15 protein-coding genes are annotated in these 19,912 nt (G+C 70.4%); 10 read left to right on the top strand and 5 right to left on the bottom strand.

Annotation, left to right across the window (positions count from 1 at the left end):
* Positions 1–134: 134 nt before the first annotated feature.
* A complete protein-coding gene (locus tag C7C45_RS01575; RefSeq protein WP_110561808.1) occupies positions 135–1,982 on the bottom strand; it encodes a thiamine pyrophosphate-requiring protein in 1,848 nt (615 codons plus the stop codon).
* 119 nt (positions 1,983–2,101) lie between these two features.
* Here C7C45_RS01575 and C7C45_RS01570 point away from each other — a divergent pair, with 119 nt between their 5' ends.
* The 3 genes from C7C45_RS01570 (at position 2,102) to C7C45_RS36010 (ending at position 6,428) form a co-directional block, all read left to right on the top strand.
* A complete protein-coding gene (locus tag C7C45_RS01570) occupies positions 2,102–2,914 on the top strand; it encodes a TrmH family RNA methyltransferase (RefSeq protein WP_110561807.1) in 813 nt (270 codons plus the stop codon).
* A gap of 47 nt (positions 2,915–2,961) precedes the next feature.
* Positions 2,962–4,413 carry an argininosuccinate synthase gene (argG, locus tag C7C45_RS01565; RefSeq protein ID WP_110561806.1) on the top strand — a complete coding sequence of 484 codons (1,452 nt, stop codon included), beginning with the start codon at positions 2,962–2,964 and terminating at the stop codon, positions 4,411–4,413.
* A 77-nt stretch (positions 4,414–4,490) separates the two neighbouring features.
* Positions 4,491–6,428 carry a PucR family transcriptional regulator gene (locus C7C45_RS36010; protein ID WP_167454604.1) on the top strand — a complete coding sequence of 646 codons (1,938 nt, stop codon included), beginning with the start codon at positions 4,491–4,493 and terminating at the stop codon, positions 6,426–6,428.
* A 160-nt stretch (positions 6,429–6,588) separates the two neighbouring features.
* On the opposite strand, the gene C7C45_RS01555 is transcribed toward C7C45_RS36010, so the two are convergent.
* Positions 6,589–7,938 carry a MurL-like N-terminal domain-containing gene (locus tag C7C45_RS01555; protein WP_110561804.1) on the bottom strand — a complete coding sequence of 450 codons (1,350 nt, stop codon included), beginning with the start codon at positions 7,936–7,938 and terminating at the stop codon, positions 6,589–6,591.
* A gap of 48 nt (positions 7,939–7,986) precedes the next feature.
* Here C7C45_RS01555 and murD point away from each other — a divergent pair, with 48 nt between their 5' ends.
* The 7 genes from murD (at position 7,987) to C7C45_RS01520 (ending at position 15,386) form a co-directional block, all read left to right on the top strand.
* Complete coding sequence (gene murD, locus C7C45_RS01550; RefSeq protein ID WP_110561803.1) at positions 7,987–9,336, top strand: UDP-N-acetylmuramoyl-L-alanine--D-glutamate ligase; 1,350 nt, start codon at positions 7,987–7,989, stop codon at positions 9,334–9,336.
* Between the two features lie 57 nt (positions 9,337–9,393).
* The gene (locus tag C7C45_RS01545; RefSeq protein ID WP_208641030.1) at positions 9,394–10,170 is read left to right on the top strand and encodes a protein phosphatase 2C domain-containing protein; all 777 of its coding nucleotides are present in this window, start codon (positions 9,394–9,396) and stop codon (positions 10,168–10,170) included.
* Positions 10,171–10,370: 200 nt separating this feature from the next.
* Positions 10,371–10,751, top strand: a complete 381-nt coding sequence (locus tag C7C45_RS01540) for a hypothetical protein (protein ID WP_110561801.1) — start codon at positions 10,371–10,373, stop codon at positions 10,749–10,751.
* A gap of 60 nt (positions 10,752–10,811) precedes the next feature.
* Positions 10,812–11,825, top strand: coding sequence for a UDP-N-acetylmuramate dehydrogenase (locus C7C45_RS01535; protein WP_110561800.1), 1,014 nt, complete (start codon positions 10,812–10,814; stop codon positions 11,823–11,825).
* A 336-nt stretch (positions 11,826–12,161) separates the two neighbouring features.
* A complete protein-coding gene (locus C7C45_RS01530; protein ID WP_146247225.1) occupies positions 12,162–12,506 on the top strand; it encodes a CATRA system-associated protein in 345 nt (114 codons plus the stop codon).
* Entirely contained in the window at positions 12,416–13,966 is a 1,551-nt protein-coding gene (locus tag C7C45_RS01525; protein ID WP_244200184.1) for a CATRA conflict system CASPASE/TPR repeat-associated protein, read from the top strand. Before C7C45_RS01530 ends, C7C45_RS01525 begins: the two co-directional genes overlap by 91 nt.
* A 37-nt stretch (positions 13,967–14,003) precedes the next feature.
* Complete coding sequence (locus tag C7C45_RS01520) at positions 14,004–15,386, top strand: hypothetical protein (protein ID WP_110561797.1); 1,383 nt, start codon at positions 14,004–14,006, stop codon at positions 15,384–15,386.
* On the opposite strand, the gene C7C45_RS01515 is transcribed toward C7C45_RS01520, so the two are convergent.
* Genes C7C45_RS01515 through C7C45_RS01505 form a run of 3 tightly spaced genes read right to left on the bottom strand, consistent with a single transcriptional unit; the run spans position 15,379 to position 19,888 of the window.
* Entirely contained in the window at positions 15,379–17,694 is a 2,316-nt protein-coding gene (locus tag C7C45_RS01515; protein ID WP_110561796.1) for a CHAT domain-containing protein, read from the bottom strand. The genes C7C45_RS01520 and C7C45_RS01515 overlap by 8 nt on opposite strands.
* Complete coding sequence (locus tag C7C45_RS01510) at positions 17,691–18,851, bottom strand: vWA domain-containing protein (RefSeq protein WP_110561795.1); 1,161 nt, start codon at positions 18,849–18,851, stop codon at positions 17,691–17,693. Before C7C45_RS01510 ends, C7C45_RS01515 begins: the two co-directional genes overlap by 4 nt.
* Positions 18,848–19,888 (bottom strand): AAA family ATPase, encoded by a 1,041-nt coding sequence (locus tag C7C45_RS01505; RefSeq protein WP_244200183.1) that lies wholly within the window; start codon positions 19,886–19,888, stop codon positions 18,848–18,850. Before C7C45_RS01505 ends, C7C45_RS01510 begins: the two co-directional genes overlap by 4 nt.
* Between the last annotated feature and the right edge of the window lie 24 nt (positions 19,889–19,912).

The raw sequence follows: 19,912 nt of genomic DNA, 5'->3' as shown, positions 1-19,912 counted from the left end.
AGGCGTGCAGGCGCCCGCGATCTTGCACTTTCGGTTGCCGACTCGCCCTATTTAATACCTTTTGTCGCAACAGAAAGTGCAAGATCGCGGGGTGGGGGTGGGGTGGGGTGGGGGTGGGGTGGGGGTGGGGTGGGTTAGCGCTCGCGGCGGCGGGGGCGGTAGCTCGCCAGCGTTGAGGGTAGGCCGCGGCGGATGATGCCGGCCCAGTCGGTGTCGCCGCGCAGCACCGCCGCCGCCGTCTTGCGGGCCTGCTCGGCGGTGAAGTGCGGTGGGAGCATCAGCTCGGCCGGGTCGACCAGGGCGTTGATGACCACCGGCCGGTCGGCGGCGAGTGCCCGATCCCAGACGTCCGGCACCTGCTCCGGCGAGTCGACCAGCTCACCCTGCAGCCCGAGCACCTGTGCCCACTGGTGGTAGGCGATGTCCGGCAACTGCTGGCTGTCCGGGAACATCGGCGTCCCCTCGGAGGAGCGCTGTTCCCAGCTGACGAACGCCAGATCCCGGTTGTTGAGCACCAGCACCACGAATCGCGGGTCCGCCCAGCTTCGCCAGTACTTGGCCACGGTGATCAGCTCGTTGACGCCGTTCATCTGCATGGCGCCATCGCCGATCAACGCGACGAGCGGGCGGTCCGGGTGGGCGAACTTGGCACTGAGCGCGTACGGCATGGCGCCGCCCATCGACAGCAGTGTGCCGGACAGGCTGGCTCGCATCCCGGGGCGGACCTGGATGTGGCGGGCGTACCAGGCGGTGGCGGTGCCGCAGTCGACGGCGAGCAGCACGTCGTCGGGCAGCCGCTCATTGAGGGTGTGGAAGAGCAGTTGCGGGTTGACCGGGTCGGCCGGCTGCTCGGCCAGGTCGCGTTGCACTCGACGCCACGCCGAGGTGGCCGCGGCGATCTCCGCCCGCCAGGCGGTCGGGCCGGGGCCGGGGCCCAGCTCGCGCAGCAGCGCCTGCAGCGTGGGGCGGGCGTCGCCGGTCAGGTTCACCTCGGTCGGATACCGCAGGCCGAGTTGGGTGCCGTCCAGGTCGATCTGCACCGCACGGGCCTGACCGGGCGGCGGGTAGAACTCCGAGTACGGCATGTTGCTGCCCACGATCAGCAGCCGGTCGCAGCCGGTCATCAACTGCCAGCTGGGTCGGGTGCCGAGCAGCCCGATCGCCCCGGTGACCCACGGTTCGCGGTGGTCGACGGCGGTGAAGCCGAGCAGTGCGGTGGACACCCCGGCGCCGAGCCGATCAGCGATCTCCCGGACCTCGTCCGTCGCGCCCAGCGCGCCCTGCCCGACCAGCATCGCCACCCGCTGCCCGCTGGCGAGCACCTCGGCCGCCCGGCGTACGTCCGCCTCCGGTGGCACCGTGGGCGTACTGCTCGGCACGTTGCTGGTCTGGTAGTAGCCGTGCGCGTGCGGTGGGTTCGGGACGGCCGGCTCGTCCTGCAGGTCCAGGGGGAGGATCAGGGCGGTGACGGTACGCCGGGCCAACGCCGTGCGGCACGCCCGGTCGATGAGGTGGCGGACCTGTGCCGGATGGTCGAGTTGGGCGAGGAAGGCCGCGGCCACGTCCTTGTAGAGGGCGAGCAGGTCGACCTCCTGGTAGTAGCCGCCGCCCTCGGCGGTGACCGCGGTGTGCCCGACCAGGGCGATCACCGGCTGGTGGTCGAGCTTGGCGTCGTACAGGCCGTTGAGCAGGTGGATGGCGCCCGGCCCGCTGGTCACCAGCGCGCAGCCGAGCGGCCCGCCGCCGTACTTGACGTGCGCCGACGCGGCGAAACCCGCGGTCTCCTCGTGGCGTACCTGGATGAACTGGGCCCGCTGGTTGGTGCGTTGCAGCGCGGAGGTGAGGCCGTTGATGCCGTCTCCGGGGTAGCCGAAGTAGCGGTGCACCCCCCAGCTGAACAGCCGCGACACGATGTGGTCGGCGACGGTCGGGCGCCGGGGTAGTGCACCTGCTTCTCCCGGTGCGGTGTGGTCCCTGCTCACCTGGCTGGTCCTTCCCGTCGGGTCGGCTACACGGCCGGTCATTCCCCTTCTTCCTCGGACAAAACGCCCCGCCAGGCGGGCATCGGTGAGCGAGGTTCGTCGTCCGGCAGAATCGTCGGGTGCCCGTCCACCAGATCACCGACCCTGACGACGACCGGATCGCCGACTACCGAGCGCTCACCGACGTCGAGCTGCGCACCCGCTGGGAGCCACCGCACGGCCTGTTCATCGCCGAGGGTGAGCTGGTGCTGCGCCGGGCGCTGCGCGCCGGGTACCCGGCCCGGTCGTACCTGGTCGACGCCAAGCGGATCGACCAGCTCGCCGATCTGGACACCGGCGACGCGCCGGTCTACGCGGCGACGCAGGACGTGCTGCAACGGGCCACCGGCTTCCACGTACACCGCGGGGTGCTGGCGTCGTTCCACCGCCGCCCGCTGCCGACGGCGGCCGAGGTGCTCGACGCCGCGCGCCGGGTGGTGATCCTGGAGGACGTCAACAACCACACCAATCTCGGCGCGGTGTTCAGGGGTGCCGCCGCGCTCGGCATCGACGGCGTGCTGCTGTCGCCGACCTGCGCCGACCCGCTGTACCGGCGGAGCGTGCGGGTCAGCATGGGCGAGGTCTTCGCGGTGCCGTACGCCAAGTTCAGCCGCTGGCCGGACGGGCTGGAGCAGGTGCGGGAGGCTGGCTTCACGGTGCTGGCGTTGACCCCGGCGGAGGACGCCCTGCCGATCCAGCGGCTCTCCCCGGCCGAGCGGGCCCGCGCGGCGTTGCTGTTCGGTGCGGAGGGGCCCGGGTTGACCGGGGCGGCGCAGAGCGCCAGTGACGTGCGGGTGCGGCTCCCGATGCGGCGCGGGGTGGACTCGCTGAACGTGGCCGCCGCCGCGGCGGTGGCGTTCTGGGAGTTGGGCCGCGACGATCCGCTCGATTAGTTCGGGCCGGCTTGCATGCTCATGCGCTCTGTTGCATAATTTTCCCCGTGTCCAAGGTTCTTACCTCTCTGCCCAGCGGTGAACGTGTCGGCATCGCCTTCTCCGGCGGCCTCGACACCTCGGTCGCGGTCGCGTGGATGCGCGACAAGGGCGCAATTCCCTGCGCCTACACCGCCGACATCGGCCAGTACGACGAGCTCGACATCGCCTCGGTGCCCGGCCGCGCGCTCAGCTACGGCGCCGAGCTGGCCCGCCTGGTCGACTGTCGCGCCGCCCTGGTCGAGGAGGGCCTGGCAGCGTTGACCTGCGGGGCCTTCCACATCCGCTCGGGCGGGCGGGCGTACTTCAACACCACCCCGTTGGGCCGGGCCGTCACCGGGACCCTGCTGGTGCGGGCGATGATCTCCGACGACGTCCAGATCTGGGGCGACGGCTCCACCTTCAAGGGCAACGACATCGAGCGGTTCTACCGGTACGGCCTGCTGGCCAACCCGATGCTGCGCATCTACAAGCCGTGGCTCGACACCGACTTCGTCACCGAACTCGGTGGGCGCAAGGAGATGTCGGAGTGGCTGCTCGAACGCGGTCTGCCGTACCGGGACAGCACCGAGAAGGCGTACTCCACCGACGCCAACATCTGGGGTGCCACGCACGAGGCGAAGACCCTCGAACACCTCGACACCGGTATCGAGACGGTCAACCCGATCATGGGAGTCCGGTTCTGGGACCCGTCGGTGGAGATCCCCGCCGAGGACGTCACGATCGGTTTCGACCAGGGTCGTCCGGTCACGATCAACGGCAAGGAGTTCGGCAGCCCCGTCGACCTGGTGCTGGAGGCCAACGCGATCGGCGGCCGGCACGGCCTGGGCATGTCGGACCAGATCGAGAACCGGATCATCGAGGCCAAGAGCCGGGGCATCTACGAGGCACCCGGGATGGCGCTGCTGCACGCCGCGTACGAGCGGCTGGTCAACGCCATCCACAACGAGGACACCCTGGCCAACTACCACAGCGAGGGCCGCCGTCTGGGCCGGCTGATGTACGAGGGGCGCTGGCTGGACCCGCAGGCGCTGATGCTGCGCGAGTCGTTGCAACGTTGGGTCGGCACGGCCGTCACCGGCGAGGTGACACTGCGGCTGCGCCGGGGCGAGGACTACTCGATCCTGGACACCACCGGCCCGGCGTTCAGCTACCACCCGGACAAGCTGTCGATGGAACGTACCGAAGACTCGGCGTTCGGCCCGTCGGACCGGATCGGCCAGCTCACCATGCGCAACCTCGACATCGCCGACTCCCGGGCGAAGCTGGAGCAGTACGCCAACCTCGGCATGGTCGGTGGGGCAACCCCCCAGCGGATGGTCGGCGCCGCACAGGCGGCCTCCACCGGTCTGATCGGTGCCATGCCGCAGGGCGGCGCGGAGGCCATCGCCTCCCGGGGCGTCTCCTCCGCAGACGACGAGGCGCTCGACCGCGCCGCGATGGAGTTCGGCGTCGACTGAGCGAAGCCGCGCTGACCCTCCGTGACGTCGCCCGGCGAATGTCGAGATCCGGCGTCACGGAGGGTAGCGTGTCGGCCGTGTTCCCTACCGTGCGTGAGGTCCTCGCCCTGGACCCGGTCCGCCACGGCGCACCGCGCATCGTCGCCGGGGACGCCGGGCTGGACCGGCCGGTCCGCTGGGTGCACGTCGCCGAGGTGCCGGACATCGCCACCCTGCTCGGCGGTGGCGAACTGGTGCTCACCACCGGCATCGGCCTGCCCGGGGACGACGCGGGGCTGCGCGCGTTCATCGGGGACCTGGCCGACGTCGGCGTCTCCGGGCTCGTCGTCGAGCTGGGCCGCCGCTACGTCAGCGGCGTGCCCCGGGTGATGGTCGCCGCCGCCGAGCGCCGCGGGCTGCCCTTGGTGGAGCTGCGCCGGGCCACCCCGTTCGTTCCGATCACCGAGGCGGTGCACGCGCTGATCATCGACGCGCAGCTCACCGAGCTGCGCGCCACCGAGGAGATCCACCAGCGCTTCAACGATCTGTCCGTCGAGGGCGCCGACGCCGCCGAGGTGATCCGGCAGACCGCCGGGCTGTCCGGTTGCCCGGTGGTGCTGGAGAACCTGTCCCGGCAGGTGCTGGGGTACGACCCGGCGGGGGAGAGCGCCGAAATGCTGCTCGACGGCTGGGAGCAGCACTCCCGGCGGATCCGGCCGGTCGGGCGCACCGCGTACGACCCGGACAGCGGCTGGCTGGTGACCGCCGTCGGTGCGCGGGGACAGGACTGGGGTCGGCTGCTGCTGCGCTGGCCCGCCAGCGGGGACGTGCCCAGTGCCCAGGCCACCGAGCCGATCGCCGGCCCGCCCACCCGGCTCACCATCCTGATCGAGCGGGCCGCGTCCGCCCTCGCGCTGGGTCGACTGGTCCGTCGCGACGACGACGGGCTGGAACGGCAGATCCACCGCACCCTGCTCACCGCACTCCTCGACCACTCCCGGCCGGTGGACGAGGTCGCGCTGCGGGCCAGGGCGCTCGGCGTGGTGCTCGACCGCCGGCACCTCGTCGGCGTGATGGTCCGACACCGGGCTGAGGACCCGGCCGGCGAGAGCGGCCCGGACGCGGGACAGGCCCGACTACGGGACCTGTCCGAGGCGGTCGGTCAGGCGCTGCGGGAGGCGAAGCTGACCGCGCTGACCAGCGCGGTCGACGACCACTCGGTCGGCGCGCTGCTGGCCCTGACCGACCCGGCCGCCGAGGACCGCGCGCTGTCCGCGTTCGCCAGCGCCCTTCGTCGGGTACGCCTCGACGGCGGCACCGGCCGTGCACCGTCCGGCGCCGAAACGTCCCGGTCGGTTTCCGGCGCGGAGGCGGTCCGGTCGACGTCCGGTGTGGAGGCGTCCCGGTCGGGGTTCGGTGCGGAGGCGTCGCGGGCGTCGTCCGGTGCGGAGGCGTCTCGGGGGCCGTTCGGTGCGGAGGCGTCTCGGGGGCCGTTCGGTGCGGAGGCGTCTCGGTCGGCGCGCGGTGCAGATGCCGGTCGGGTGGCAGGCGGTGCTGACCCGTTCCGGGGTGCCGGCGGTGGCCCGGGTGGGGTCATCGTGGCCGCCGGCTCTGGCGTGAGCAACCTGCGGGAGGCGCGACGGTCACTGGTCGAGGCGCGGCAGATCGCCGAGGCGGCCCGACGGGACCGACGGGACCTGCCGATCTTCCGGCTGCCGCACGTCGGCCTGGCCGGGCTGCTGCACCTGCTGCGCGACGAGCCCCGGTTGCAGACGTTCGTGGAGCGCGAACTCGGTGCCCTGCTGGAGTACGACGCCCGGCACCCCCGGGAGCAGTTGCTCGACACCCTGCGTGCGTACCTGGAGCAGGGGCGCAACAAGACCGCTGGCGCCGCCGCCGCCCACCTGTCCCGACCCGCGTTCTACGAACGCCTGGCCCGCATCGCCCGCATCCTCGACGTCGACCTCGACTCGGTAGAGGCATCCCTGTCCCTACACGTAGCCCTGCTAGCCCTAGAAGCAGTCCGCACCCCCTGAACCCCACCCCCGGCCCCCAACCCCACCCCCTGCCTTCCCCATGTTGATCAAGAGGTTTGCGTCAGAAATCTCGCTCCCGATGACGCAAACCTCTTGATCACCCGGATGGGTGGGGTGGGGGGCGCAGGGTGGTGGGGGTGGGCAGGGTGGGAGGGGGCTGTTAGGTGAGGGGGGTTAGGGCTTTGGCGTAGGTGGGTGGGATGTGGTTGGGGCCACCGGGGGTGAAGACGTCGGACTTGGCCACGGCGGACCAGGCTGTCTCCGGGACGGCTTCGACCAGGGCTTGGATCACCGGGGCGTCGCGCCACTGGTCCTGCTCGGCGAGCAGGCCGAGGGCCACTACCGACTCCTCGACCTCGCCCACGCACTCGAACGGCTTGTGCCCGTCCACGCCCAGCAGCTCGCGATAGCCGGGGATCTGCTCCGGGTCGGCGAGCAGGTCGCCGCCGAAGATGTGGGTGACCCGCTCCCGCGGCATGAACGGCGCCATGGCCAGGAAGACGAACCGGCACTTCGGGCAGTCGCGGCACCAACGCTCGCTCGCGTCGTGCAGCTTGAACGCGGCGTTGCAGCTGGTCACCACGTCGTCGTACCGGGTGATCTCGGCGAACAGCCGGGCGATGTGCAGCTCGGACAGCGAGCGCAGAAGTGAGAAGTACGGTTCGGTCAGGCCCGCGTGCTCGGCCAGCGCCGTCCGCAGCAGCCCTTCCGCCTCGACGCCCTTGGACCACTGGTGGTTGATCTCGTGACCGTTCCAGACCAGGTTGGGGTCGGAGGCCGAGCGCTCGTTGGACATCACCACCGGACCCAGCCCGTGCAGCACCGCGGTGGCCACGGCGATCAGTGAGTTGATGGCGGTGACCGGGATGTGCCCGTTGAGCGCGCCAGCCGCGTTCAGGTCGAACAGCACCGGGTCGAGCCGGCGTCGGGCGGCCAGCGGGGTCAGCCCGGACGCCTCGTTGACCGAGACGATCACGTGGTTCGGGTTGACCGAGAACGGCACCGGGTCCAACTCGGCGCGGCGCAGCGCCTCCAGGCTGACGATCGAGTCCTTGCCCCCACCGACCGCCGAGAGCGGACGACGGTCGGAGTCGTCGTACACCCGTGGTGGCTCCGGCGAACCCACCGGAACCTCCGGGCGCAGCGCCAGCACGTGCGGCAGTTGGTTGCGGTACGCGTACTCGGCGAGGCCCTTGGTGTAGACGGCCGTGACGTAGTCGACGGTGGCCGCCCCCAGCGGCGCCGGCAGCACGAGTCGGGGCGGCGCGGCGGCCTTGTAGTAGCTGACCCCGGCGACGAGGTGCAGCACCTCCAACACCCGGCCCAGGGTCGCCACCGTCTCGTCCGAGGGCGGCTCCGCCGGCAGTGGAAGGGCGATCGCCTCGGTGAACCGTTGCTCACCGTCCGGGCCGGTCAGCGCGTAGTCGAACAACACCTCGCCGGTGGCGAAGTCGATCGAGTAGGACGGGAAGGTGAAGGCGTCCATCCGCCGCAGTTGTCCGTTAGGCACAGGTCATACTAGTCCGAGCTTGTCCGGTTGCGAGCAAGGAGATCACAGGTGCACCTGGCTGACCTGCGCGGACGCTCCGTGGCCGTCTGGGGTACGGGCCGTGAGGGCGTGGCCGCCGTCACCGCCGTCGCCGCGCACGGCCCGGCCAGCCTGGTCGCCGTGGACGACCGGACGAACTTCCTGTCGCTGCCGTGGGAGGGGCCGATCGCCCAGGCCGCGCCGCTGGTGACCGGTGCCGACGGGCTCGCTCGGCTGGTCGCGGCGGACGTGGTGATCCGCTCCCCGGGGGTGCCGCAGACGCATCCCTGGATGGTCGAACTGCGCAGACGCGGTATCCCCGTCACGCAGGGCACCGCGCTCTGGATGGCCGACCACGCGGCCCGCACCGTCGGGGTCACCGGCAGCAAGGGCAAGAGCACCACGTCGAGTCTGACCAGCCACCTGCTGAACGCGGTCGAGCGACCGAACCTGTTCGGCGGCAACATCGGCGTACCGACGCTGGAGCTGCCGGAGGCGGACCTCTACGTGCTGGAACTGTCGAGTTACCAGTGCAGTGACCTTACCGACTCGCCGCATGTCGCCGTGGTCACCGCCCTGTTCCCCGAACATCTGGACGCGCATGGCGGTGAGCGGGAGTACTACCGGGACAAGCTCAACCTGATCGCCCACGATCCGGCGACCGTGGTGGTCAACGGCACGGACCCGCGGCTCATCGCGGAGCTGGGTGACCGCCCGGTGGTGCGGGCAGGTCTGCCCGACACCACCCACGTCGACGTCGGGCCGGACGGGACGCCCTGGTTCCATCTGGGGGGCCACCCGCTCTTCCCGCGCGCGGTGCTGCCGCTGGTCGGCCGGCACAACGAGAGCAACCTGTGCGTGGTGCTGGCCGTGCTCGACGCGCTCGGCGTCGACGTCGTCGCCCGCAAGGACACCCTGGCCGTGGCGGTCGCCGAGTTCCAGGGGCTGGCGCACCGGCTCACCGAGATTGTCGACCCGTCCGGCCTCACGTTCGTCGACGACACCCTGGCCACCAGCCCGTACGCGGCGATGCACGCGATCGACGCGTACGACGGGCGACCGCTGACGGTGATCGTGGGTGGCAACGACCGGGGCGTGGACTACGGCCCGCTGCGCGACCATCTGGCGGAGCGGGAGATCGCCGTGATCGGCATTCCGGACAGCGGCCCCCGGATCGTCCAGACGCTGGACGGGCTGCCCGGGGTGCGTTGCGAGATCGTCGACGACCTGACGGCCGCCGTGCGGCACGCCCGGAAGATCACCCCGGCCGGCGGCGTCGTGCTGTTGTCGCCGGCAGCGCCCAGCTATGGTCGGTTCCGCAACTACGAGCACCGCTCAGAGGTGTTCCGCGAGGCCATCGCGGAGACTTTGGTCGGCTGAGCGGGCTGCCGTCCTCTCCCCTCGCCACGAGCGGGGCAGCCGGCCGCGCAGCCCCCGGTGAGGACTGTCTTGGACTTCGCTTTCGCCACCGCGCCCGGCTCGGACCGGCCGAACGAGGACCACGTGGTCACGACGGCCGACTACGCGATCGTGCTGGACGGGGTCACCGAACTGCCCGACCTCGACACCGGCTGTGTGCACGGTCCCGCCTGGCTGGTGCGGGAATTGGGCGACTGTCTGGCTCGCGCGTTGACGGCCGGGCCGACGGTGTCGCTGGAGCTGATCCTGGCCACCGCCATCGAGGAGGCGCGCGGCTGCCACGCGGGCCGCTGCGACCTGTCGAACCCGCACAGTCCATCGTCCACCGTCGCCATCGTGCGTGCCCGGGGTGAGCAGGTGGACTATCTGGTGTTGTGCGACTCGTCGGTGGTCTTCGAGAACGGGAACGGCCTCACCGTCGTCCGTGACGACCGCACCGACACTCTGCCAGCCTATGACCGGCACACGGTGGGTCGACTCCGCAACCGGCCGGGAGGCTTCTGGGTGGCGTCGACCGATCCGGCGGCGGCGGCCGAGGCCGTGACCGGCAGCGTGGCGCGTGCCGGGCTGCGCCGGCTGTTGCTGTGCACCGACGGGATCTCGCGACTGACCGAGTTCTTCCAGCTCGGGTGGACCGACGTGTTCGAGATCGCCGAGCGGTCTGGTCCGCGCGCCGTCATCGACGCTGTCCGGCGGTACGAGACCGAGCGTCCCGACCTGCTGGCGCGAGTGGGGCGCGGCCCGGTCAAACGGCACGACGACGCGACACTCGCCGTGCTTCGCGGACCGTTCTGATCGGACGCCGTCCCGCGGACCGGCACGTGACGGAATTCCGACGGTGCTATTGCCTGGACGGGAAAGTGACGGTTCAATACTGCCGTTCTCACCCACGGGAAGACCATCACCATGCGTCACCCGCACCGATTCCACGAGCACTCACTCGGAACGCCGTGGCATTGCGATCTCGGGGGCCGGTTCGACGGGATGTGCCAGCTGTGATCGAGGAAACCGGCAGTCCAATGTCCTCCGACGACCTGTACCGAATGGCGGCCATGGACGCCAAGATGTTGCAGGACCGGATCTTGACGGCCGCCGGAAGAACAATCGACGTCAGCGACGGACACGCGGTGGCGCAGGCGCTCGCCGACGCCCTCCTCGCCGTGGTCCAGGACTACCTCACGCGGACCTCGAACGAGTACGACGTGGAGTTGTTTCTCGAGGTGAACGGCAGCAAGCCGGAGAGCATCACGTCGTGGCCGGTGAACATTCTCGCGGGCCTCAGTCTCCGGCGGATTCCGACGGCCGACCGCCACGCGATGTGCGAGAGTGCCGTCCAGATCGCGGCCCGACGCCTCCGGTCGACGTCCGGGTCCTGACGGACGGCCCGCCCGCGAGGAGGCCGTGAGCTTCGGCACGCCGATCAGTAGGCTGGCACGGTGACAATCACGTTCGCTGACCTGACCACGATGCGGGTCGGTGGTCCGATCGGGCGCCTGTACGTCCCGGAGACCACCCCCGAAGCGGTCGAACTGCTGCGCCAGGCCACCGCCGCCGGTGATCCGCTACTGGTCATGGGAGGCGGGTCGAACCTGGTGGTGGGTGACGTCGGTTGGGACGGGACCGTCGTCAGGATGGCGACCTCGGAGTTCGGCATCGACGGAGAGTTGCTGACCGTCGCCGCCGGCGTCGAGTGGGACAACGTGGTCAAGGCCGCCGTCGAGGCGGGGCTGTCCGGCCTGGAGGCCCTGTCCGGCATCCCCGGTCTGGTCGGGGGCACACCTGTGCAGAACGTCGGTGCGTTCGGCACCGTGACCTCGGACGTGCTCGACTCGCTCACCGTCTACGACCGGCAGACCGGCCGCGTCGAGCGATGGACCCCGGACCGCTGCGGGTTCGGCAGCCACCGACAGTCCGTCTTCAAGCACAGCGACCGGTGGGTCGTGGTGGAGGTGACCTACCGCCTGCGCCGCAGCGGCCAGTCGCGGCCGATCGAGTACGCCGAACTCGCTAAGAGACTGGGCATCGAGGTCGGCGGCACGGCGTCCCCGGCCGACGTACGCGAGGCGGTGCTCGTCCTGCGACGCAGCCGGGCCATGGTTCTCGACCCTGAGGATCACGACACCTGGAGTGTCGGATCGTTCTTCATCAACCCCGTCCTCGCCGAGGTGCCGGAGAGTGCTCGGGAGTGTCCCCGGTATCCGGACGTCAAGGGCACCAAGTTGCCGGCGGCCTGGTTGATCGAGCGGGCCGGATTTTCCCGCGGCTACGGTCTCGAGTGGGGAGACGGCACGGTGGCCCTGTCGAGTCGGCACGCGCTGGCGGTGACCAATCGGGGTGGTGCCACCACGTCGGAGGTCATGAAGTTCGCGGCCCACATTCGAGCCGGTGTCGAAGCGCGTTTCGGTATCCGGCTGGGCCCGGAATGCGATCTCGTCAACTGCTCTTTCTGACCGACGGTCTTCTTTCCCGGAGGAGACGCCGGGATAGGGTGTCGGTTAGCCGACAATGTGCGTGCAAGGGTTTGCTGCGCCCTCGATCACGGTGGCGGACGGCCCGGGGCTCCCGTTCGACCCGGCCGGACAATCCGCGCAGCACCTGGCCGAATGCACGGTGACCTGGGTGAACAGGTGCCGGCCTGGTTGCTGGCCGCAGTCTGCCGGAATCGCCGGAGGCCGAACGTCCCGCATTGCGTGACCGAACCGGGTACCGGTCGACGACCGTTGGGTTATCGGTGCGCCTCCGACGGACGACTTCGGCGGATAGGTAATCCGCTATCGTGAATGTTGATGAATGACTTCGGTGCGCCTGGTCCGACGGAGATCCTTCAATACGCCATCGACGCGGTGAATGACGTCGGCGAGTCCACTCTGACGCCGGAGAAATGGGAAAAGTTCGTTCACTACATGTCGCTGATGGGCGCGGCCCTCGATCGGGGTGACCTGGCCGAGATCCAGCGCTGTCGGCAGGTGATCGAGGCTCTCCAATCTCTGCACAACAAGACAGAGGAACTCCCCGAGGTGCAGAAGACGAGGCAGTCGGAATGGATCAGAGAGCACTCCGAGCGTCTGACCGAGCGCCTGGAGCAGGCGAAGGCGGGGAAGACACCACCGGCCGCCGATCCGCGTCGCTAAGGCTGCACGCGTACGCGCTGCACGTCTACACCTACTTCGACGGCCTTTGGCACACCGACGTCGCCGAGCGGATCACCGCCGCGTGTAGGACGCTGGGCATGGAGGAGAGCGGTAGCCTGCCGCTCGTGCGCCCCGGCGGCATCCGGACCACGCAACTTCTCTCTGCCCCACGGGAGGGAGTCTGGCAGGCGCTGCGCTTCGCCTCGCCCCGCCTGGACGCCTTCCTGGTCTGCCTGGCACCGGAGGACGGCTCGGCGGACTGGCCGGAGCTCGACCGGGATTGGCGACAGGCCGCGGGTTCGGTGACGGACGAGGACTGCGTCGGCTGGGTGCGGCTGTTCTATGCCCTGTACGACGGCGACGCTGAGGTGGATCAGCTCGCCACCGCCGTGACGGCCGCGCTGCCGGGCGGGGCGGAGGTCCGGACGGAAACTCCCACCGAGCCGCTTCCCGGCTTCTACCTGTGGGAGGTTCCCGCCCCCGCCGACGACGGACTGGAACGGGTCGTCGTGCTGCTGGCACCCACCGCCAAGGGGGCGGTCAGCGACGACTGGGTATGGCCGATCGAGGGAGACCTTCGGCCGCTGCCCGGCTACTTCTGGCAGCTGGCCAAGGTCCGCCACGAGGCCCGCCGGTTCGAAGAGCGCCGTTCGCAGGACCGACCGGCCAGGCTCTACGACCTGGCGTCGCGTTTCGAGCGCCGTGAGCAGACCGACCCGGAACCGAGCCAGGCCCGGGAACGGATGCTTCGACACCTCCAACGGGAGACGGCGCTGGTCGCGGCCGGTGCGGCCCGCCTCCGCATCATGTGCCGGACCGTCGAGGCGGCGGCCCACGAGGCCCGGATCTGGTTGGAGTACTGGGCCGAGGACATGCCGGTGCGGGACGAGCACGCCTGGGTCGAGGGCCTGGCCGGCCCGATTGGCAGAGACCAGGAGTACGTGGCTCGGCTGATCACCGAGATCAACGATGCGGCGGACCTGGGGCGGAACACGGTGGCGTACGCCCACCCGATGGCTCAGATCGGCTCGGCCGACCTTGAGCAGCGGCTCCGTGACATCAGTGAACGCAGCGAGTTCCTGAGCGCGTTGCACACCTCGGTGATCGCGGCAGTCGGCCTGCTGTTGGCGGCGTCGCAGTCACTCAATCACGACTGGCCGATGTACGCCTCGCTGCAGGCTCCGCTCATCGTCTCGGTGGCCGCCGGGGGGCTGTTCCTGCTGCTGGCCGCGGCGCTCCGCTCGACGTCCCAGATCTGGGGGCGGATCTGGGTCGGCATCGCGGCCGCCGGGTTCGCCGCGTCGGTGACCTGGTTCGTCGGGACCTGGCTGGTCCGGTGGCAGACCGCGCAGCTGCCGTCCGCCCCGGTCAGCCGCGTCGCGTCGGCCATCGCCGCGGCGGCGGCGTTCGGTGCCTGGCTCGGCTGGCGGGTCAGGAGAGCACGACATGAGCTGCGCTGACCCACCCCGAGCATTGCCGACGACCAGAGGAGCATCCGTGAACGTCATGAGCGCCGCGCGTCTCGAAGAGCTGTGCCTTGCCCTTCGCCGACGCGAGATTCCTTGCGACGACGACCTCGTCAGCGCCATCGAGGCCGATGTCGCCGCGTACCAGCGCGATCCGACGCCCCAGTTGCCGCCCGACGACGTCGCCGAGCTGCTGCCGCTGATGGGCTGGTTGTTGTACGAGGCGACGTGGGCCGCCCTGAACCGCATCCCGAACCGGTTCAAGGAGGTCGGCGGCGACGCGCAGGTGGCCGCGCGGGTGAACCACGAGCGCGTCCTGCGCGTCACCAACGCCGCCCGGAAGCTGCCCTGGCCGGAGTTCGCCCCTCGGGCCCTGGGGGCGTTCCGTGCGCTGGCGCTGGCGGAGTCGAAAGAAGACACAATGGAGTCCTTCGGCCGCGCGCGGGTCGTCCACGCGGAAGCGCGCAACCGTCACGCCGACCACCTCACCTACCACCGGGAGCGGACCTCCCCCCAGCTCGCCTCGATCGAACTCCACTTCGACGAGATCCTGCTCCAGCTGGAGTTGGCCGAGACCGGCACCGCCTGCCGGATCGCCGAGCGGGTGATCGATCGGTGGGCCGAGGAGTTCGCGACCGGCAACGAGGACGCGGACCGGCCGAGCCGTGAGAAGCGCGTTCAGCTGATCTTCAGTGACCTTCAGGAGGGAGTTACCCGGGGTGAGGAGGCCCTCGTCGCGGCCGAGCGCGTCGCGAAGCACAAGTTCGTCGACGAGCCGACGAAGGAGCGCCTCGCCCAGCACCTGAGCTTCGTCAACCCGGGGATCATGACCGCGCGGGCCGTGTTGCTCGTGCTGGGGTTGTACCCGGAGATGCAGCGGCTCGGCTACTTCCCACTCGGTGACGACGACTCCTGGGACGACAGCCGAAAAAGTCTGTGCGCCCGCTTCGACAAGGCGTACGGGTACGTGGAGCGACCGGTCACGAACAGCAAGGGCGAGCCGCGAGAGTTGCGGGACGACCTCAAGCTCGCGGTCGTCCAGATCCGGTTGGCCGCCGCGTTGCTGATGCCGGGCCGGCGGCTGCCCAGTTCGCTGACGTTCGCACCGTGCCTGTCGCACGAGGTGCTCGACGATGCCGCGGTGGAGGCCATGTCCGCCTGGTTGACGGAGACGATCGTCGACCGGCACGGGCGGGAGACGCAACGCAGCACGTTCCGCGGATTCGGCGGTGCGATCATGCCCAACTTCTTCGACGGTGTCGAGGCGTGCCGGGTGGCCTTCGACGCCACACCGGGGTACCGCGCCTGGCGCGCACGATGGTTCATCCTCGACAAGTACGCCGATGAGCCGGGCCGGGCCGAGCGGGTGTCGGCCGTCGTGGGACGGCCGGTGAGCCGGGAACGCCCTATCTGACGTACGCGTTGAACAGCGCCCAGTTGGCCACCGGCTCGTGTGTGAAGGACAGTTGGGCGAGGCGGAGCGCGTGGTCCAGCCGGACCCCGGGCCGCCGGATGAGCTCCACGAGGCGAGCGGCCATCCGGCCGGCCGGGAGATTCGCCACCTCCTCGATCGCCGCCGCGACGCATCGCCCACCACCGGTCAGCACGGCCACCACCAGACCGACCGGCTCGGTGTCCTCCACATTGGTGACCGCGCCGACCTGGCAGGAGACCATCAGCGTCGACTCCGGCCAGTGCAGAGCCAACGCGTACCCTGCGGACAACCGGCCCGCGGTGGCGATCTCCTCCGGGAGTAACAGGTGTTGCTCGAGGCCGTGGCCGCTGCCGTGCGTCGTGATGTGGATCAACCCATAGTCGGCCCTGTTCCGAAGGGCCGCGCTGATGCGGGGGGAGTGGCGCAGGTCGAGCGACTGCCCGTCGAGTGTGCGGAGGCTCAGCGGGACCCTCCCGTCCTCGGGCTTGCCCAGGCCCCAGGCCAGCCGTTCCTGCTCGATCGAGGCGCCCTGCTCCGCCCGCGACACCAGCCGGACCAGCGCCGGGCCGGACACCGGGGGCGGCGGTGCGTCCGACAGGCAGGTCAGCACCGGCGTCTGGGTGAGGACGGCCCGGCTCACCAGGCGCGTTCCGCTGGTGTCCACCATCAGCGCCGCCCAGGGCAGCAGACACAGTTCCCGATGTGCCGACACCACCAACTCCAGCGGTTCGTCCACGGCGGCGGCGAGCCGGTGGCGCAGTTCGCCGGGGAGGATGTCGACGCCCAGCCGGTGCCAGTCCGGGGCGCCGAGGTGGAGGTCCAGCTCGGCGCCGGGGTTCCGGCCGCGCCGGCCGTCGACGTACCGGGCCAGATCGTCACCCGGGTCGAACGGCTCGAAGAACACACCGCCGCCCGGTGAGGTCAACGTGCGGAACCAGTTGGCCTCCTCGGCCAGCGTGTCCGGCAGGGCGGCGAAGTCCAGCGCGTGCCGGTCGCCGACCGCCCGCAGCAGGGCGGTCAGGTTCGTCGGCGTGGGCAGCGTCAGCTCCGCGAGGATCGGGTTGACCCGCTTCTCGATCCGCCGGTGCAGTTCGGCGAGCCTCTGCTCCTGTTCATCGCGTTGCCGGCGTACCGCCTCGGCATCCGCGCTCGGATCGAGCGGCGTGACCTGTTCGGCTCGGAGCACCTCGTCGACCAACCCTTGAAGCTGGGTGGGCAACAGGGACGCCTCGGCCCGCATCTGCGCGGCCAACCCGGTCTGCTTGGCCGCGAGGCACACCCGCAGCCCGATCTCGGCGGCCTCGGGCCCGCGTAGTCGCGACGCCAGCAGCGCGACGTCGCCGTACACCCGTCGGAACGCGGCCGACAGCGGCGTGCGTGCCCGGGAGATCACGCCCCACCGGCCCCGCACCCGTTCGGCGATCCCCAGCGCCCGCTCGGCGAGCACGACCGCCCGCTCGTTGCCGTCCGCCGACAGGGCCGACAGCTCCGCCAGGGTCAGGGTCAGCGACAGCTCGTACACGTCGTGTCGGGTGTCGGCGATGCGGTACTCGACCAGGTGCTCCAGCGCCTGCGCCATCCGCGTGACGGCGTCCTGGGTGTGGTCGGTCGCCTGGTCGGCCAGCGCCAGGATGAAGCCGTGGCGATGTCGGGTCGAGTAGTGCCGGGCCTCGGTCGACTCCCAGTAGGTCTGCGTCAACTCCCCCAGGGCAGAGTGGACCTGCCCGGCCTGGCCCAGTGCGAGCAGGCAGGCGCCGGTCTCGAAGTCGACGTCCCCGGCACGGGTTTCCGCGCCGCTGCCGTTGAAGAACTCGCGGTCCAGGGTCGCCGACAGCGCCAGGGCTTCCGCGGGCCGCCCCGCCGCCCGGAGGCTGCGCACGAGCCGGTAGGTGATGGTGACCTCGGCCGACGGGTCCCGCACCGACCCGTCGGTCGGGCGGAGTTCGGCGAGCGCGGCCTCGTACAACCCTTCGATGGCCGGTGCCGAGGGCAGGGGGCGGCCGAGGTGGTCGCAGAACCGGAGAATGGTGGCGGCGTTCGCGTGGCCGCTGCTGCGGAACGACCAGTCGTGGTCGACCTCCCCGGTCGGCCAGCGGCGACGGGTCTTCGACTGGATCAGGTAGCGATCGACGGCGGTCTGGAGCAGCTCCTGCTCGTTGTCGAGCATTCCCGCGACGTGGTCCTCCTTCCGCACGATGATCATCGCCTGTTCGGCGTCGTGCGCGAGCCCGAGCATGGTGTCGCGGGCCAGTGCGCGACGCACGGTGCAGTCGAGGGCGTGGGTCACGTCGGAACACTCCACTTCCTGAGTTCGCGGTGACGCTGGCAGCGTGGCCCACAGGCAGGGCAACCAAGCAGGCCGGCGAGTGAGCGCAGGGCCGCCGCGTCCGGTGTGGCGACCAGGTGGGCGTACGGCAGGCTGCCCAGCAGCGCCGGGGCGGTCGGCGTGAACCCGGGCGCCCCCGCCTGCGGGTTGGCCCAGATCACCCGGTGCGCCAGTCGGGACAGTCGACTGACCTGTGCGACCAGTGGCGTTGGGTCGGCCAACTCCCACCCGTCGGAGACGATCACCAGATTCGCCGACCGCACCATGCGGTGTCCGCCCCAGATCTGACTGAAGGAGGTGATCGTGGCCCCGAGCCGGGTCCCCGCGTCCCAGTCCGAGCGGCGGGCGGCCAGCGCGTGCATCACCGCCTGCGGATCGGGTGACCGCAACTGCCGGGTGATGCGGTCGAGCCGGGTGCCGAACGTGAACACCTCGGTCGTCATGGGGGCGACGGCGACCGCGGCGTAGCCGAACCGGAGCAGCAGGCCCCGGTGGTCGCGCATCGAATGGCTGACGTCCACCAGCAGGACCAGACGGCGTCGAGCGTGGGCCTGTCGGCGGTACCACAGACGGGTCGGCTCACCCGCGTTGCGCATCATCGTTCGCGCCGTGCGTGACACGTCGACGTTCCGCCGCCCGCCGGTGGTGCGGCGCATCGTCCGGCGCAGCGGCACCGACCTGGTGAATGCCTCGATGAATGACGCGACCTCGGCGCGCTCGAGGTCGTTCAGCGTCCACGGCGAGACCGTCGCCAACCGTTCGGCGAACCCGGCTCGGGAAGTCGTCCCCTCGGTGTCGAGGTCCTCGCCCTCGTCCTCGGGGTCGTCCGTCGGTTCACCGTTCTCCGCCGGACCCGGCAGTGCGGAGGCGGACGTGGCCGTCGGTGCCGCGACGCCGAACCACGCGGCGAACGCGGCGTCGAAGGCCGGCAGGTCCTCGTGCCGTGAGCACAGGGTCAGCCGGGTCGCCCAGTAGATGTCCTCGTGGTCGAGCCGCTCGAACGCGCCGAGCGCGCGCAGCGAGGTGGCCACCCGCGCCACCTCGACGCGGACCCCGTCGGCGCGTAGTCGGTGGACGAACCCGACCAGATCCGTGACCGGGTCGGGGCCGGAGGTCACCGGGCCGACCGGAGGACGCTTCGGACGGCGTCCTCGTCCTCGTGCTGCTTGACCAGCACCCCGAGCGCGTCGTCGGCGGCTTCGGCGACGGTGTTGCGGCCGAGTGCGAGCGCGGCGCGGGCGAAGGCGATCGACTCGGCGACCCCGGGGGGCCGGACCAGCGGCAGTTGCCGTAACTGGGCCATGGCGGCCGCGATCTGCCCGGCCAGCGGGGTGTTCGCCACCTCCGGAACGTTCAACCGGATGATCTCCGCCTCGTTCTCTCGGGTCGGATGGCTGATCCAGTGGTAGACACACCGCCGTTTGAGAGCCCCGTGTACTTCCCGAGTGCCGTTGGACGTGAGGATGACGAAAGGGGGCTCCTTGATGACGATCGTCCGATAGTCGGGAATGCTGAGGGTGTCACCTTCGAGAACTTCGAGCAGGAACGCCTCGAACTCGTCATCGGCACGGTCGATCTCGTCGATGAGCAGCACCGACGGATTTTTCTCCACGGCCTGCAGAATCGGCCGAGCGATCAGGAATTCCTCGCAGTAGATCGACTTGGTGTCGGGTGTGCCGCGCAGATGCAGCAGTTGCCGGGCGAAATCCCACTCATAGAGGGCCTGCGATCGGTCGATGCCGCTGTAACACTGCAAACGGATCGGCTCGACGCCCAGTAGCAGGCCGACCTTCCTGGCCAGCGCCGTCTTCCCTACGCCGGGATCGCCTTCGAGGAACAGCGGCAATTTCAGCTTCTTCGCGAGGAAGATCGCAGCCGCCAGTCCGGGCTCGGCCAGATAATTCAGCTTGGCGAGTTCCGCCGCGATCTGTTCCGGAGTGGAAAAGGAAGCGTTCGGCACTGACTGAGATTCGGTCAGGTCCGCGCGCCTGTCGATCCTATGAACGGGTGATCCATCGTTACTGATCGACGGAGCGAGCCCCGCGGCATGCTCCGTCGACTCCACCGGTGCCTGGTTCGGGACGGCGTGCCAGGCGATGTCGACGCGCGTCTCCGGACTCCCGGGGCCGGCCGGCGAGCAGAATCGGCGCTCCACTGAATCCAGTCTGACCGGCCATGA

The organism is Micromonospora arborensis, from assembly GCF_003205615.1.
Taxonomy (GTDB): Bacteria; Actinomycetota; Actinomycetes; order Mycobacteriales; family Micromonosporaceae; genus Micromonospora; species Micromonospora arborensis.
Note: the sequence above shows the minus strand (reverse complement) of the source record. Positions and strands in the feature narration are given on the sequence as shown.

Coding starts and splice junctions, on each gene's coding strand:
- C7C45_RS01530 (WP_146247225.1), top strand. CDS start 12,162: ATGAATGACTTCGGTGCGCCTGGTCCGACGGAGATCCTTCAATACGCC.
- C7C45_RS01525 (WP_244200184.1), top strand. CDS start 12,416: ATGGATCAGAGAGCACTCCGAGCGTCTGACCGAGCGCCTGGAGCAGGC.